General features: G+C 32.4%; 15 protein-coding genes. 6 read left to right on the forward strand and 9 right to left on the reverse strand.

Going from position 1 to position 13,677, the window contains the following annotated elements:
* Positions 1-345, forward strand: a 345-nt coding sequence (locus tag ACOZIR_RS23265; RefSeq protein ID WP_421535841.1) for a phosphatase PAP2 family protein, incomplete at its 5' end; no start/stop codon positions are given.
* A gap of 160 nt (positions 346-505) precedes the next feature.
* Positions 506-1,147, forward strand: coding sequence for a hypothetical protein (locus tag ACOZIR_RS23270; RefSeq protein WP_421535842.1), 642 nt, complete (start codon positions 506-508; stop codon positions 1,145-1,147).
* A 587-nt stretch (positions 1,148-1,734) separates the two neighbouring features.
* Here ACOZIR_RS23270 and ftsW read toward each other — a convergent pair.
* Both ftsW and ACOZIR_RS23280 read right to left on the reverse strand, forming a co-directional pair.
* A complete protein-coding gene (gene ftsW, locus ACOZIR_RS23275) occupies positions 1,735-2,925 on the reverse strand; it encodes a putative lipid II flippase FtsW (RefSeq protein WP_421535843.1) in 1,191 nt (396 codons plus the stop codon).
* A 42-nt stretch (positions 2,926-2,967) separates the two neighbouring features.
* Complete coding sequence (locus ACOZIR_RS23280) at positions 2,968-3,225, reverse strand: hypothetical protein (RefSeq protein ID WP_421535844.1); 258 nt, start codon at positions 3,223-3,225, stop codon at positions 2,968-2,970.
* 354 nt (positions 3,226-3,579) lie between these two features.
* Here ACOZIR_RS23280 and ACOZIR_RS23285 point away from each other — a divergent pair, with 354 nt between their 5' ends.
* From ACOZIR_RS23285 to ACOZIR_RS23295, 3 genes are all read left to right on the forward strand, one after another.
* On the forward strand, positions 3,580-3,777 hold the full coding sequence (locus ACOZIR_RS23285; RefSeq protein ID WP_421535845.1) for a hypothetical protein: 198 nt from the start codon (positions 3,580-3,582) through the stop codon (positions 3,775-3,777).
* A 46-nt stretch (positions 3,778-3,823) separates the two neighbouring features.
* Complete coding sequence (corA, locus tag ACOZIR_RS23290; protein ID WP_421535846.1) at positions 3,824-4,783, forward strand: magnesium/cobalt transporter CorA; 960 nt, start codon at positions 3,824-3,826, stop codon at positions 4,781-4,783.
* Positions 4,784-5,054: 271 nt separating this feature from the next.
* Positions 5,055-5,396 carry a GtrA family protein gene (locus ACOZIR_RS23295; protein WP_310878889.1) on the forward strand — a complete coding sequence of 114 codons (342 nt, stop codon included), beginning with the start codon at positions 5,055-5,057 and terminating at the stop codon, positions 5,394-5,396.
* Positions 5,397-5,721: 325 nt separating this feature from the next.
* Here the strand turns inward: ACOZIR_RS23295 and ACOZIR_RS23300 are convergent, their stop codons facing one another.
* The 4 genes from ACOZIR_RS23300 to ACOZIR_RS23315 all read right to left on the reverse strand — a co-directional run bounded on the left by ACOZIR_RS23300 (position 5,722) and on the right by ACOZIR_RS23315 (position 9,815).
* The gene (locus ACOZIR_RS23300) at positions 5,722-6,738 is read right to left on the reverse strand and encodes a glycosyltransferase family 2 protein (protein ID WP_310878821.1); all 1,017 of its coding nucleotides are present in this window, start codon (positions 6,736-6,738) and stop codon (positions 5,722-5,724) included.
* A 12-nt stretch (positions 6,739-6,750) separates the two neighbouring features.
* Positions 6,751-8,442, reverse strand: a complete 1,692-nt coding sequence (locus ACOZIR_RS23305; RefSeq protein WP_421535847.1) for a DUF6044 family protein — start codon at positions 8,440-8,442, stop codon at positions 6,751-6,753.
* A 213-nt stretch (positions 8,443-8,655) separates the two neighbouring features.
* A complete protein-coding gene (locus tag ACOZIR_RS23310; protein ID WP_310878819.1) occupies positions 8,656-9,228 on the reverse strand; it encodes a hypothetical protein in 573 nt (190 codons plus the stop codon).
* A 32-nt stretch (positions 9,229-9,260) separates the two neighbouring features.
* Positions 9,261-9,815, reverse strand: a complete 555-nt coding sequence (locus ACOZIR_RS23315) for a membrane-spanning protein (RefSeq protein WP_421535848.1) — start codon at positions 9,813-9,815, stop codon at positions 9,261-9,263.
* Between the two features lie 354 nt (positions 9,816-10,169).
* Here ACOZIR_RS23315 and ACOZIR_RS23320 point away from each other — a divergent pair, with 354 nt between their 5' ends.
* Positions 10,170-11,369, forward strand: coding sequence for a macrolide family glycosyltransferase (locus tag ACOZIR_RS23320; RefSeq protein ID WP_421535849.1), 1,200 nt, complete (start codon positions 10,170-10,172; stop codon positions 11,367-11,369).
* A gap of 352 nt (positions 11,370-11,721) precedes the next feature.
* On the opposite strand, the gene ACOZIR_RS23325 is transcribed toward ACOZIR_RS23320, so the two are convergent.
* The 3 genes from ACOZIR_RS23325 to ACOZIR_RS23335 form a co-directional block, all read right to left on the reverse strand.
* A complete protein-coding gene (locus tag ACOZIR_RS23325) occupies positions 11,722-12,231 on the reverse strand; it encodes a GNAT family N-acetyltransferase (protein WP_421535850.1) in 510 nt (169 codons plus the stop codon).
* A gap of 183 nt (positions 12,232-12,414) precedes the next feature.
* Positions 12,415-12,945 carry a GNAT family N-acetyltransferase gene (locus ACOZIR_RS23330; protein WP_421535851.1) on the reverse strand — a complete coding sequence of 177 codons (531 nt, stop codon included), beginning with the start codon at positions 12,943-12,945 and terminating at the stop codon, positions 12,415-12,417.
* Positions 12,946-13,183: 238 nt separating this feature from the next.
* The gene (locus ACOZIR_RS23335; RefSeq protein WP_421535852.1) at positions 13,184-13,600 is read right to left on the reverse strand and encodes a carboxymuconolactone decarboxylase family protein; all 417 of its coding nucleotides are present in this window, start codon (positions 13,598-13,600) and stop codon (positions 13,184-13,186) included.
* Between the last annotated feature and the right edge of the window lie 77 nt (positions 13,601-13,677).

The raw sequence follows: 13,677 nt of genomic DNA on the forward strand, positions 1-13,677 counted from the left end.
CTCAGCGAGGGTCTAAAGTATTTATTTAGCCGTTCACGCCCAGATGGATTTCATTTAGTAGAGGTAGATAAACATAGCTTTCCTAGTCAACATGCTATGAGTTCCTTTGTTCTTTACGGTATACTTCTATTCCTGTTATGGACACATTTAAAGAGCAATGGAATAAAGGTTCTACTTTCCTTACTAGCAAGTATTCTTATCTTAGTAATGGGATTCAGTCGTATTTATCTAGGTGTGCACCATCCAAGCGATATTTTAGGCGGATACCTTATTAGTGCGCTTTGGCTCATAATTATAATGATATATACAGGTCATTATAAAGAAGAGAACAAAATGTCTAACTAATTAATGTCTCTTACAAAGATGGTAGTTAACAGAAGATTAATTATGATCATTATTGTGACTATGGTATAAAACGCCTCCGGTTTTAGAATCGTAATTTCGTTTGGTTTTTTAAAGAATAGGCAATATAAATAAAAATAAAGAAAAAGGAGAAATGATCTATATGAATAAAAAAATGGTAGTGCTTTGTATTTCATTAGCAGGTGCTTTAGCGACAGGGTCTCTTGTAGGATGCTCTAATCAAAATGATTCATCTCAAAATACATCACAAAGTAAAAATAGCTCTTCTGAAAATAAATCAAATTTACAACAGTACTCTAAAGATCCGGATAGTAAACAGCAAGGTGAAGATTTTGATTTAATAGGAACGCTAGACAAAGAAACGAATGATGAGTTGACACTTGTTATCGATGGTAAAAAAGTAAAGATTCCTAAGAGCAAGTCGTTTAAAAAAGAAAAAGATACACCTAAGGATATTGATGGAAAACAAGTAAACGTAGAGATTGATGCTAAAAATAACAATGCAGAAAGTCTAGAGTTAACTCCTCAAGCAAAAGCAGATTCAAATGGTATATACGAAAAAGATGCTGATGGAGAGTATAGCATAATTGGGAAATTAATCAAAGAAACCGATAATGATGTAACAATAGAAGTGTCTAGTGGAAAAAAGACTTATAAAAAATCTAAAGACTTTGAGCAAGATGACGACAATACGTCTGGAGATAGTAAAAATAAAGTTGTGCGATTAGAAGTAAAGAAGAATGATGAGGTTGAAAGTCTCGAGGTAGATCCAGAGGATCAATAAATGGAATAGAGAATTTTAAGTAGCTTATTTGTTTTATCTATAATATATGTATGTTTTTTTCTTTTTGAAAAGGGTAAGAATCAAATAAGATCATGTTAATTCTTAGAGTTAACATATTTCCCCTTTTTTAAATTATTTCGTTGGATTTAGGCGCCATAATAGGCGTCCTTTTTTTGTCCAAAAAAGGCAATCCATTACGTTTTCATGAATATAGATAAGAGAATAATAAAGAAAGGTAAGATGTGAATGATAAGAAAGTTATCTATTCCTATTTTAACTTTAGTGATATTATGGACAATTATTCTTTGTCTAGAAAAACAAGTTATGGTCGCCTGTTTTCTATGGATCGTTTATAGCGCCTTGCAGTTTTTTCGAAAGGAATAATTTTTGTCTTCTAAATAAGATTTTTAGGAAAGTATATGAATCATACATAAGAGGATTTCTAATAGACCTTTGAATCCTTTAGCAATACTACAAACTTAACCTCCTTCCACAAACAAAAGACACTGGTTAAGAACCAGTGTCTTTTGTTTATAATTTTATTTTAAGCTCAATAATTTTTATAGAAATGTCATTCATACAAATCATTAGACACTTTTCAGTTCCCTTGGATCCGTTACTTTGTTTTTGTATTTCTTTTCAAATTTATTAAACATGGATATATTGGCTAATACTCCTACAGCAAACATAAGCAAGGTAAGAGAAGAACCACCGTAACTGACAAATGGTAACGTTACACCTGTGATAGGAAGAATTCCCGTTACTGCTCCCAGATTAACGAATGCTTGAATGCCAATCATGACCGAAATTCCAATGGCTAATAAAGCACCAAAAGGATCATTGCATCTTTTAGCTATTTTTAAGCCTTGTAAAATAATAAAAAATAGCAACCCCAATACAATTAGTACTCCCCAAAAACCTAATTCCTCGGCAATAACCGCCATAATAAAATCAGTGTGAGATTCCGGTAGGTAACCAGCTTTTTGGACACCTTGTCCTAACCCTTCACCTGTTAATCCCCCAGTTCCTATAGCCAAGTAAGAATTGACCAGTTGATACCCGTTCCCTTGTTGATTTTCAAACGGATGTAGATAACCAGTAAAACGAGCTAAACGAACAGGAGAAAACACAGTATCAATATGTCCCGTTATTAATAAAACAACTAACATAATAATGATCCCTACTATTCCTAGTAAGGCAATCTTTAGCATTGATTTTACTGAAATACCTGAACATAAAACAATAGCCGAAACGGTCCCTAAAATAAGTAAAATCCCACCGTAATCGGGTTGCAAAGCAATTAAGAAACAAATAAACAATACAACAAGGGTAGGTGGAATAATAGCGCGCTTTAGATCATTGATATACTCTTGTTTATTTGCAAAAACAGCCGATAAATATACAATGATCGTTAGTTTCGTAAATTCTAGTGGTTGTATTCTAACCGGACCCAGTATAAGCCAACTTTGTGCATTTCCTGCGGTATGTCCAAAAATAAGGACCAGAGCAAGAAGCGTAATTATTGTTATTAATAAGATTTTTAATACTTTTTTCTCTCGATAAATTTTATAGGGAATAAAGGCAGAAACACAGAAAAAGAAGAGGCCTGCTATCAGAGCCAGTTTTTGCTTTTGATAAAAATAATCCCCTTCAACACCGTAACGACTAACCGCCGTTACCATACTAGCACTGTAAACCATGACTAAACCGATGAGGCTTAGAACAATTAAGGCTGCAATAAATTTGTAATCATAACATTTTACTATTTTCTTAAACATAAAAACTCCTCGTTCCTTGCAAGTGTAAGAATCTTATTTTTATCATAAAACAAAAATTCTTAGTAGATTATATAGAGTAAACAGAACACTCAATAGTATAATAACAGTTCCTCGCGCTTTGTTCTTTCCGACGATATAATCATTTACACCATGTAAGAGAAAAGATACTGCAACCATAAGAACAGCTATATTGTACCAGTAATCGCTATCAAATAGCCAAGCTATACTCATACAAATAAGCAATACAATCAACGTTGCATTTCGAATTCGGCTATCAATAAAAATTTGTGCGTATTTCATGAAAATCTCCTACTACTATGTCTTTTATTATATAGTTACGTTTTATTCTTTCCTCTCCGTATCACCTTATTAACTTATATTATTCCTAGACGTTCCTGTTTTTAAGATTAATAATCCTCTTTCTTCCAACAAGTTAGGACATATAGAATGTTTTGGTATATCATAAGTTGTTTTGTATGTTTTAATTATAGACATTAGGATAAAGAAAACAATAAAAAAAGAATCCTTTCTTTTTTATGCTATTCGTTATTATGCAGCTAAATTGATTTTAGTACTTTTTGTCCCTGATTAAAATATGAAGAGAGACTTATTTAGTATTCTCACACTTAAACGTGAAAAATAAGGAGAATTACTATGTCATTAACTACTACAGATCATTTCTTTCACTTCTTAATACTGGATATCATCCTTAGTTTCCTCCTCCTTTGTTTTATTATTTTTATAGATAAATATTTTGGTGAAAATAAAGATACAAGTGAAGAAAAAAGAAGAAAATATCAGAAAGATTTCATTGCCTTGTTATCAGTGGGATTAATCGTTTATTTTATGTAACATACTATCCAATAGAGAATAATTAATCACATGGAGGAGCAGTAGCATGATTCGAACAATCGCTATTACACAAGACCTACACGTCAAAGAAGATGTACCCCTTGATCACTTGTCTGATCCTTCAATTAAGTGGTTCTGGATAGACCTTGCCTCTCCATCCGAGGAAGAAGCAAAAGTATTAGAGACGTTTTTCCACTTTCACCCTCTAGCTATCGAAGATTGTCTTCACTTATTACAACGTCCTAAACTTGATTATTATGAGGATTACAGCTTTTTAGTTCTTCATTATTTAAACAGCAACACGTTAGATGTTGAAGAAGTAGACTTATTTATTGGAGAAAATTATTTAGTGACCTTTCACTTTAAACCGGTAATCAGTATTAAAACAGTACAACAACGCCTTTTACAACATCCTAGTGGATTTAATAAAGGAGTGTCTTATATTGCCTATGCGGTTCTAGACCAATTAGTGGATGATTACTTCCCAATTGTGTATGAAATTGAGGATAAATTAAATGAAATTGAAAGCAGAGATGCCAAAAAATCAATTGCTTTACTAATGAATGATGTTTTTGATATCCGAAGTGATTTATTAAAGCTCAGAAAAACCATTCTTCCTATGCGTGATCTGCTATATCGAATTATTAATTCTGAACGTTTACATATACCTGCGGAGCAGAAAGCCTATTTCAATGACATCTATGACCACTTGATAAAATTAACAAGCATGGTGGAAGCTAATCGAGATATGACATCAGATATGAGAGATAATTACCTTTCACTTAACGCCAATCGGATGAACTCCATTATGATGACGTTAACCATTATCTCCTCTATTTTCATCCCTCTTACATTTGTCGTAGGGCTATATGGAATGAACTTTGATTATATGCCTGAACTTCACTGGCACTACGGATATTATATTGTTTTAGGAATCATGGCTTTAATGACCATCGGTATGATTCTCTGGTTTAAACGAAAAGGCTGGTTTAATGTCAATAAGTAGTAGGCTTTTCTCCTTTCTATACATAAGTTTTTCGTACGTTGAGTAAACTACTCAAGATGCCTGAAGGGCGTCTTCCATTGCAAACTTATATTAAGGAAGAAGGCTGCCCTCTCTGGCAGCTTTTTTTCTTGTTTATGTTCCAATAACTTTTTTGTTTATTATGAGATTATTATAGTGTCACTATACAATTCAAAGAAAGGGAGAACTGTTTAATTTGAAAGTTGCTAATAAAGGGAACATTCACTACTTACACTACTTAAAATTTTGTATTGTGGGAGGATTAAATACAGCTATTGATTTTCTCGTTTTTTCTTTGTTATCTTACTTAGACGTATATTATATAATAGCTCAATGTATATCATATGGATGCGGTGTAGTAAACAGTTATCTTCTAAATAGAACATGGACGTTTCAACAACAGGGTAAAAGGGGGAAGTATGAAATTCTCAAGTTTACTGTCCTAAATGTTTTTACTTTAATTGTTACCTCTTTCTTGTTAACTGTGTTTCATTATAAATTTAATATTTCACTTCCTTACAGCAAGGTTTTAGTAACGATTGTTAGCGTGGGATTAAACTATATAGGTACTAGGTTTTGGGTTTTTAAACCATAAAAAAATAAATGAATAACGTGCTCTGAAGGAAAAGTGTAAGAAATAGTAAAATAGCTATACTTTAATTTTGTATTAGATAGATAAGAACTTCATTACATAATTAAACAAGCATATCTACAAAGATATGCTTGTTTGTATTAGATTGATGCAAATTATTCATTTGAATAATTTTTAAAAGTGTCTAATAAGTGCTAAAACAAAACCTAGAATGAAACTAAAAACCCATGGTATCGAATTGTCATGTGAAAATAAAAAATATTTATAAAAAAGAAAGAAGTGGGTTGGGTATATATAATCTATACACCTTATTATAAGAAAAACTGATTTAGTTGAACTCTTTTTTAGTTAATAAATTTTCTTCTGCGAACGTTGACACTCCTAATCTTTCTGTATACAAGTCAATATCAATCGCATAAGGAGGTCTCTTTTTTACTTCTATAAAGATCTTTCCGATGTATTCTCCTATCACCCCAATACTTATTAACTGTATGGCACCTAACAGCCAAATAGAGATAATTAGAGAGGTCCAGCCTATACTCGTGTTACCTAATAACTTTTGAATAAACGCATAACCACCTGTAATCACACTTATAAAAAATAATAAGCAACCTAAAAAAGTAAAGGCTCGAATAGGAACCACACTAAATGAGGTGAGACCATTAAATGCGAAAGAGACCATCTTTTTCAAAGGATATTTGGTTTCCCCGGCTAGACGCTCTTTTCGATTATATGTTATGTTTGAGGATTTAAATCCAATTAAAGGGACAATTCCTCTTAAAAACAAATCTGCTTCTTTATAACGCGAAAGTTCTTCAATCGCTCGCTTGCTCATTAAACGATAATCTGCGTGGTTATAAATAAGGTTGATATTTAACTTTTGCATAAGACGGTAAAAACATAAAGCAGTATTTCGTTTAAAAAAAGTATCTGTTTCTCTGCTATCGCGTACACCATATACAATTTCATCCCCCTCATGATACTTTAAGATGAAACTTCGAATAATAGAAACGTCATCTTGCAGATCGGCATCAATCGAAATGACACAGTCCGATTTAGATTTAGCTTTCTCTAGTCCAGCAAGAAGAGCCTTCTGATGTCCTACATTGCATGATAGCTTTAGTCCTGTTACATAGCTATTAATGGTACTCTCCATCGCAATTAATGACCATGTACGATCTTTACTACCGTCATCTACAAATAATATCTTGCTGTTAGCTGAAATTAACTCTTCTTTTCTTAAATCATCTAAAACAGAGGATAGTTGCGTAATAGTATCTTTTAATACTTCTTGTTCGTTGTAACAAGGAACCACTATTGTTACTAAAGGCAGCGTTGGCTTCAATTTTTATACCTCCTACATTACTTGATACAAGTAAATCTTCCACGCAGATTCTTTATGATTAAATTCCTTCAAGAGCGAAAGGTTATTATCTTTCGCGTTCAGAATAGGGACCGATGAAAAGATATAACGACCACCCATTTCTTTAAATTGATTCGTGTTTAGCTGCAAATGACGTACTTTTATATTTTGATCTTTTGTGAACTCGTATGTTTTACCAAGTTCATTGACAAAGATGTAACAGCGACTTCCCCATTCATCATAATATTTTTTTAATTGCTTATTTTTTTCTAACTCTTTGGCTATTATCTTTCGAAATTTATACTTGTATTCAAGAGGATACACATTGTTATACGTATCTAGTGTGTAGAAACCGTTGTATTGTGAAATAGCTGGATGGAGTCCAATACTTGCTACACGATACGAATCCTGAGGGTCGCCAATGTAATCTTTTATATCCTTGAATTGTTCTGTAGCATAAAACTCCCTAAAAGAAGGAGAGTGAAAGTAATGGCCATAGAGAAGTTCTTCGTTAAACAGGAGAAGTGTTATGATTTGGCTTATAATTGCTATATTAGCCAATTGCCTCCAAAACTTACCTAGTTTCCATAGGATGTAACAGGCTAAGCTGAAACTAAGGTAAATAACAATAATTCGTAAGAAATGAAACCTCGCAAAGTTAAATGTATTTAAAAAGCTGATCTTTTCTTTGAGAAGAATCCATAAAGTATTAAACCAAAAAGCGTACCACACTGATAAAGCCACATTTAAAAGAAATAAAAAAACGAATAGTTTATTATGTTTTATCTTCTTCTTAACAGCTAATAAAATAAGGGTCAAAAATAATATTGGGAGAATAACATGCGTATGAACAGTCATGACATGTGTATGCCCTATGAGAAAGTTTTTAAGGGAAAGGCGCATAGAGTGCCAAAAATCATGTCGAGAAGATATAAATTCCATCCTATGATTTGGCTGTTCTGAAAGAACCATTGAATAGACAAGGCGATATTCAATTAAAAGGTAAAGGGATGTCATAAAAATAAGGCTAAATAGAAATGACCAATTCCATCTTTTCGTTCTAATCAAGTCATAAATCCATAAAAAAGAAATCGCTACTAAAAAGAAAAAAAAGCCAAGTACAAAGCTTGAATAAAAGGGTAAAAGGAAAAGAGCCACCCATTCTTTCCATGAAAAATCTCCAGAACGGATATTCAAAAATGCCCACAAAGCAAGAGGGTATCCTAATGTACTTAACATGCCTGAAGGCCAAAATGGAGTAAGTGCAAATGCAAGTGATACACCAACACGAACAAAGTGGGCATCTTCGTGTTTAATAAAGTGTTTCTTCAATAGTAAATACATTCCACCAAAAGCAACCAACCGAGTAATTGTTTGGCTTAAAGCGTAAGCAGTCATAGAAGGAAAGAGAGCGTGAAGCCAAACAATCCCACTGAATGCTGTCCCGAATGCATCACGAGGCAATCCATTGATCACTTGAGGAATCGTAGAGTGGAGGCCCCCAAATATCTGACCACTTTTAGAAAGCACCTTATACCAAGCAATATTAGAATCTAAATTATCATGAACACGTATGTGAGCGTCTTCTCCTAATGCATACATAGGGAGAAAATAAAGAAAAAGTAATGCAAGTGCGCTGATGATATAAATTTTTTCTTTTTTCTTTCCTGTTGTAGCCACTGACATCTATTACACATCCATTAAATTATTTTTAAAGGGTATCGATTCCCTTTGGCGATTCTACTCATACAAAATATCTTTTTGTTAATATTCCCATCCTTATACTGAAAATGTATGTTAGAGAAAGATTTTGAAATTGTCATGAGATCATACGAATAAAACTCCTTAATCAGTAAGGAGTTTTACCATATGCACAGAATATTTGAGAGTTAGTAAATTTTAATTAGATCTTTTTATCTTTGTGCACCATCCTGCCCATGCTCCTACAAGAAGGCCCCCTAAAGTATCTGCAATTAAATCAATCATTGTATCTTTATTTCCACCGCCCTGTAAAGTCATTCCGAAAAGTTGATCTGAGCTAAATTCGTATATTTCCCAAATGACACCTCCAAGTGCAGCAAAAGAAAAGGTAAATAGAAAAACAAACCATGCTGATATATACTCCCCTGCACTTCGATGTATTAATCGTTCATATAAAGCGATTCCTGTAAAAGCAAGGATAGCTCCACTTATTAAGTGTAAAAATGTATCCCACCATCCTAATCCATACCAACCTAAAATTGAACCTAGGTACTGTGAACAAAATAAAAAAACTAAGTAGGAAATGATGATAGGCAAGTTAAATTTAAGCTTAGTAAAAAAAGCTAATAAAAGGGGGATTAATCCGCATACGAAACCACCTATTGAAACCATGGCCTTAAAGGATTCATTACTCACATAATAAAATACTGCCAAACATCCCATAAAAATGACGTAAATCAAACTAAACAATATAACCAGCTTACGTTTCATTCCAACACCTCCTATATTATTTATAGTTTTTCTCATCGTTTCATAGAATAAATAGCAGTTAAAAGAGCTGATGCCATATCTAAAATCATGTCATACATGGTATCTGTATTTCCTCCTGATTGCATAGTATGAGTAAAAGTTAAATCACCTAAAAACTCATAAATTTCCCATAAAACTGTAGCATTCACTGAGATTGAAAGTACAAATAAGAAAATGGCCCATTTAGAAATTTTAGCTTGCATACGAGTAGCTATAAGTAGCTTATAAAGAGAAATTCCTACAAACCCCATGAAGATTCCTTTATAAAAGTGTAGAACAGCATCCCACCATTTAAAGCGATTATAAAAATCTTCAATTGAACCTAAAAATAGGGTACAAAAAAGAAAAACATAATACCCCACTATAAGAGAAATTGGGAAAGGATTAACCTTCATAAGCAATAACAAGATTGGTAATGCGCTTACTATCACACCCCCCAATGCTACCTGCCAACGAGAGGAATCCCCTTTGATTAGATAAAAAAAGAGTAAAACAAGCATAAATATAATAAAAGATATACTAAGAATTAAGATTATTTTTGATTTCAAATTTTCACCCCATTTGTCAAAAAGGCTCTTTTTCGAATAAGCACTATACAGATAGTTCTTAAGCTTCAAGAAATCCAGTTTTCTCTATATTTTTTGATAAATAATAAAGGGATATACTTTTATTCAAAAAATTTTGAAGGTTATGCTGGAATGTGTAGAAAACAAAAGAATCTTCTTTACGTTAAAAGAGAAAATAACAGCTTAAATGCTTTTTAACTATATAAAGATAGATGCCGGTAAAGAGACATTATGTGAACTAAGAAAATATATGATATTAAAAAATATTTTATGGTATAATAAGGAAATATATTAATATTTTGTTATTTTTTATTGTGAAAAAAAGGAGGAATTTCAATGGGAAAGGTATTATTCTTTAATTTTCCTGGAGAAGGCCATGTTAATCCCACCATTGCACTCGTAGAAGAGCTAGTGAAAAAGGGAGAAGACGTGGTCTATTACTGTGTGGAAGAATATAAAAACAAAATTGAAAAAACAGGTGCTTTATTTCGTCCTTATGAAAATTTTGTACGCAATATAGATCCAATGAAAAGGATGACGGAAAAAATAGATCCTCTCGAAATGTTGCTATTTATGGGACGGTCAATGGATAAGATTATAGAGAATGTTTTAAACGAAATAAGAGAAGAGAAATACGACTATGTTATTTATGATAATAATTTCGCCGCAGGATGGATTATTGCTGATGTATTGGGGATACCTAAAATATCTTCTTGTACAACATTTGCCATTAATGAGGATATCTTTTCAGCCCTTATAAAGAGCAGAGGAGAAATAGATAAAACCTCCCCAAGGTATCGGGAAATTGAAGAAATATCGACAAAATGGAAGCATAAATATGGAGTAATTCTCAGTGATAGTCAAAACTTGATGTCTTGTCCTGGGGATATCACGATTGTATTTACCTCTAAGTTATATCAACCCCATGCTGATAAATTTGATGAGTCTTTTATCTTTGTTGGTCCTTCTATTGCGCCACGGAAAGATGTAGAAACTCTTCCTTTAAAAAGTATCCCTAGTAACAGGCTCATCTTTATCTCAATGGGCACGGTATTTAATCAGCAACCTGAGTTATATACTACCTGTTTTAAAGCATTCCAAGAAAGTAAAGCTACAGTTGTATTATCAGTAGGAAAACAGACTGATATTCGCCAATTTAAAGATATTCCACCTAATTTCATCGTGCGTAATTATGTACCACAATTAGAAATACTACAACAAGCAGATGTTTTTATTACTCATGGTGGAATGAATAGTTCGAGTGAAGGGCTTTATTTTGGTGTTCCTCTCGTTGTTATCCCTGTTATGGGGGATCAACCACTAGTGGCTAATCGAATTGAAGAATTAGGAGCTGGTTTACAACTTAATCGTCAAGAACTGGATGCTATTACATTACGAAATACAACGGAACAAGTACTATCAAACTCTTCATTCAAAGAAAGAAGCTTGGAAATTGGAAAATCTTTAAGTGATTCTGGAGGATACAAAAAGGCAGTAGAAGCCATATTAAAATTTAAAGAGGATGCTAACATTTAACCTGGTATAAAAATAAGAAAGTTCAATAAAAGTAAAAAAGAAGTCTCAGCTAGAGGCTTCTTTTTTACTTGCTACCTAGAACATGAATTATGGTAACTAAAGATGTATGGTATATATTGTGAACTGATGTGTGAACTCTGATAAAAATGAATTAAAAATACGTGAGTAAAGAATAGAAGAGCTTACAAAAACGAAGCTAAAAATAATTTACAAAAAGAAGACCTTTTCTTGTGAAAATAAGTCGTCACACCCCAACCACTCTTAAGAATAAGGTCTTCATATAAATTTATTTACAATCAAATCCCCTCAACCTTTAATCTAGAAGGAAATTATAATAAACATAAGTTTAGGTTCATCTGTTCCACTCTGAAGCTAATATACCCATAAAATATGTATCTACATACTTCCCTTCCACATAGGCGTGATTTCTTAATACGCCTTCTGTAACAAAACCAATTTTTTTATATAATGCAATGGCCTGTTCGTTTAATCCTCTTGTTGTTAAATAGATTTTATTTAGACGAAGCTGTTTAAAACCTATATCAATCATTTGCTCCATAGCTATTTGACCATATCCTTGGCCTCTAGCTTCGGAAGATAAAAGAATGCCGATACTAGCTCTTCCATGTGCATGATCTATATCTTTTAGGAATACCCATCCAACTAATACTTGTTTATTGTTTTCAATACCTAAAATTAAATCGTCATCCATTCTTTTCTTTTCTACTTCCTGTACTACCTCTTCATAAGTTAAAGGTGTCCTACCTATCATTCGCATTGCCTGTTCATCATTCAACCATTTATGTAAATGTTGAATATGGGTTGTTTCAAATGGGATAAGATATATTTTTTTTGTACTCATTTATTTATCTGCTCCTTCTGCTCTCAACCAGCGAATTTTTTAAAAAAGTTAATAACAAGCTCTACTTCTTTCCATACTTGATCCAATAAATATCGTTGACAAAGGTAAAAATGTATTTCTAATCACGATATGCTTTACAGTCAATGTTAGTAAAATAAATAGATACATAATTGAATTAAGCCATTAATCTGTTTTTAATTTTGAATATACATTAAGATCTATAAACTTTCCTTTTGACTTCTCTACTTGCCTAAGTGTTCCTTCAAATGTAAAATTCAACCGATGTAAAGTTTTAATCGAATTAGTATTTAAAGGCTCTACTTTTGCTTCAACTCGGTTTATGTCCAAATCTAAAAAAGCATAATTTAATAGACTGACAATAGCTTCAGATGCATATCCTTTCCCCCATACTGCTTTGGAAAGCTCGTATCCGATTTCAACTCTTGAATGCTCGATGTCTAAAATGTTATAGCCACATGATCCAATAATTTCATTTGTTTTTAATTCAATAATAGCAAAGCGAATAGCCTTTTTTTCAAAAGCTAGTTTATTTAAGAAGTTAATCATATCTCTTGCTTGTTTTATCTCGGTAAAATCGTTAATATTCATGTACTTAGTAACATGAGGATCAGACCAAATTTTAAATAAATTAGATGCATCGGATTCATGCATCTTTCTTAGGTGTAACCTTTTTGTATATAATTCCGAAATCAATAAAGGTTCCTCCTTATATTTTACTAATAAAGAATAATACCTAAAGGTATTTATTCTCATCATATTTAGTGTAAATTTTAATAAAGTTTATGATTTTATCTTATTTAAAGCATGCCTTCCCCCTTATTCTAAGAACAAAATTATATTTATTAAATAGATATAATAAATATGATGTAAACTCTACCTATTTCTACTCTTATTGATTCAGGAAAAACCCTTGATCTAATAGATCATATGCTTACTTCTTATTTGGCTTTAAAGCCAATAAGGATCCAAAATATTGTGAAGCTGTAGTAAAGCTGATAAATGCACATAACTCACTAATTTCACGATCTGTGAAGGTTTCCTTCAACACTTGAAAAAAGGATTCGTTTATTTCCCCTCTTTGTTTTAAAAAAACTTCCGCAAAACCTACAGCAAGAGACGTTTTTTCATCAAATAAATCTGGGTTAGGCTTTCCTTTTGCTTTACAGTATTCGCATCCATTTTTTTGAGCTAACGTTCTTCTAACTTGCTCTTTCAAAGAAGCTGAGAGGCTGTTATCCCCTTCTAAAACTTCCCCTAGATTGTTCCAAGCATTCAATACATTTGTATTATGGCCTAATAGCTGCTGAAAAGGAGTACTTCCATTACCGGATAAAGAAATATTTGTCATAATATCGATCCTCCCTTATTATTTTTCATCCCTTATTCTAAAAGTTTTCAGTTCTTTTGAGAATTTAATTCGAATTA

The sequence above is a fragment of the Priestia sp. D3YE.R1 genome (genome assembly GCF_049199565.1).
Taxonomy (GTDB): Bacteria; Bacillota; Bacilli; order Bacillales; family Bacillaceae_H; genus Priestia; species Priestia aryabhattai.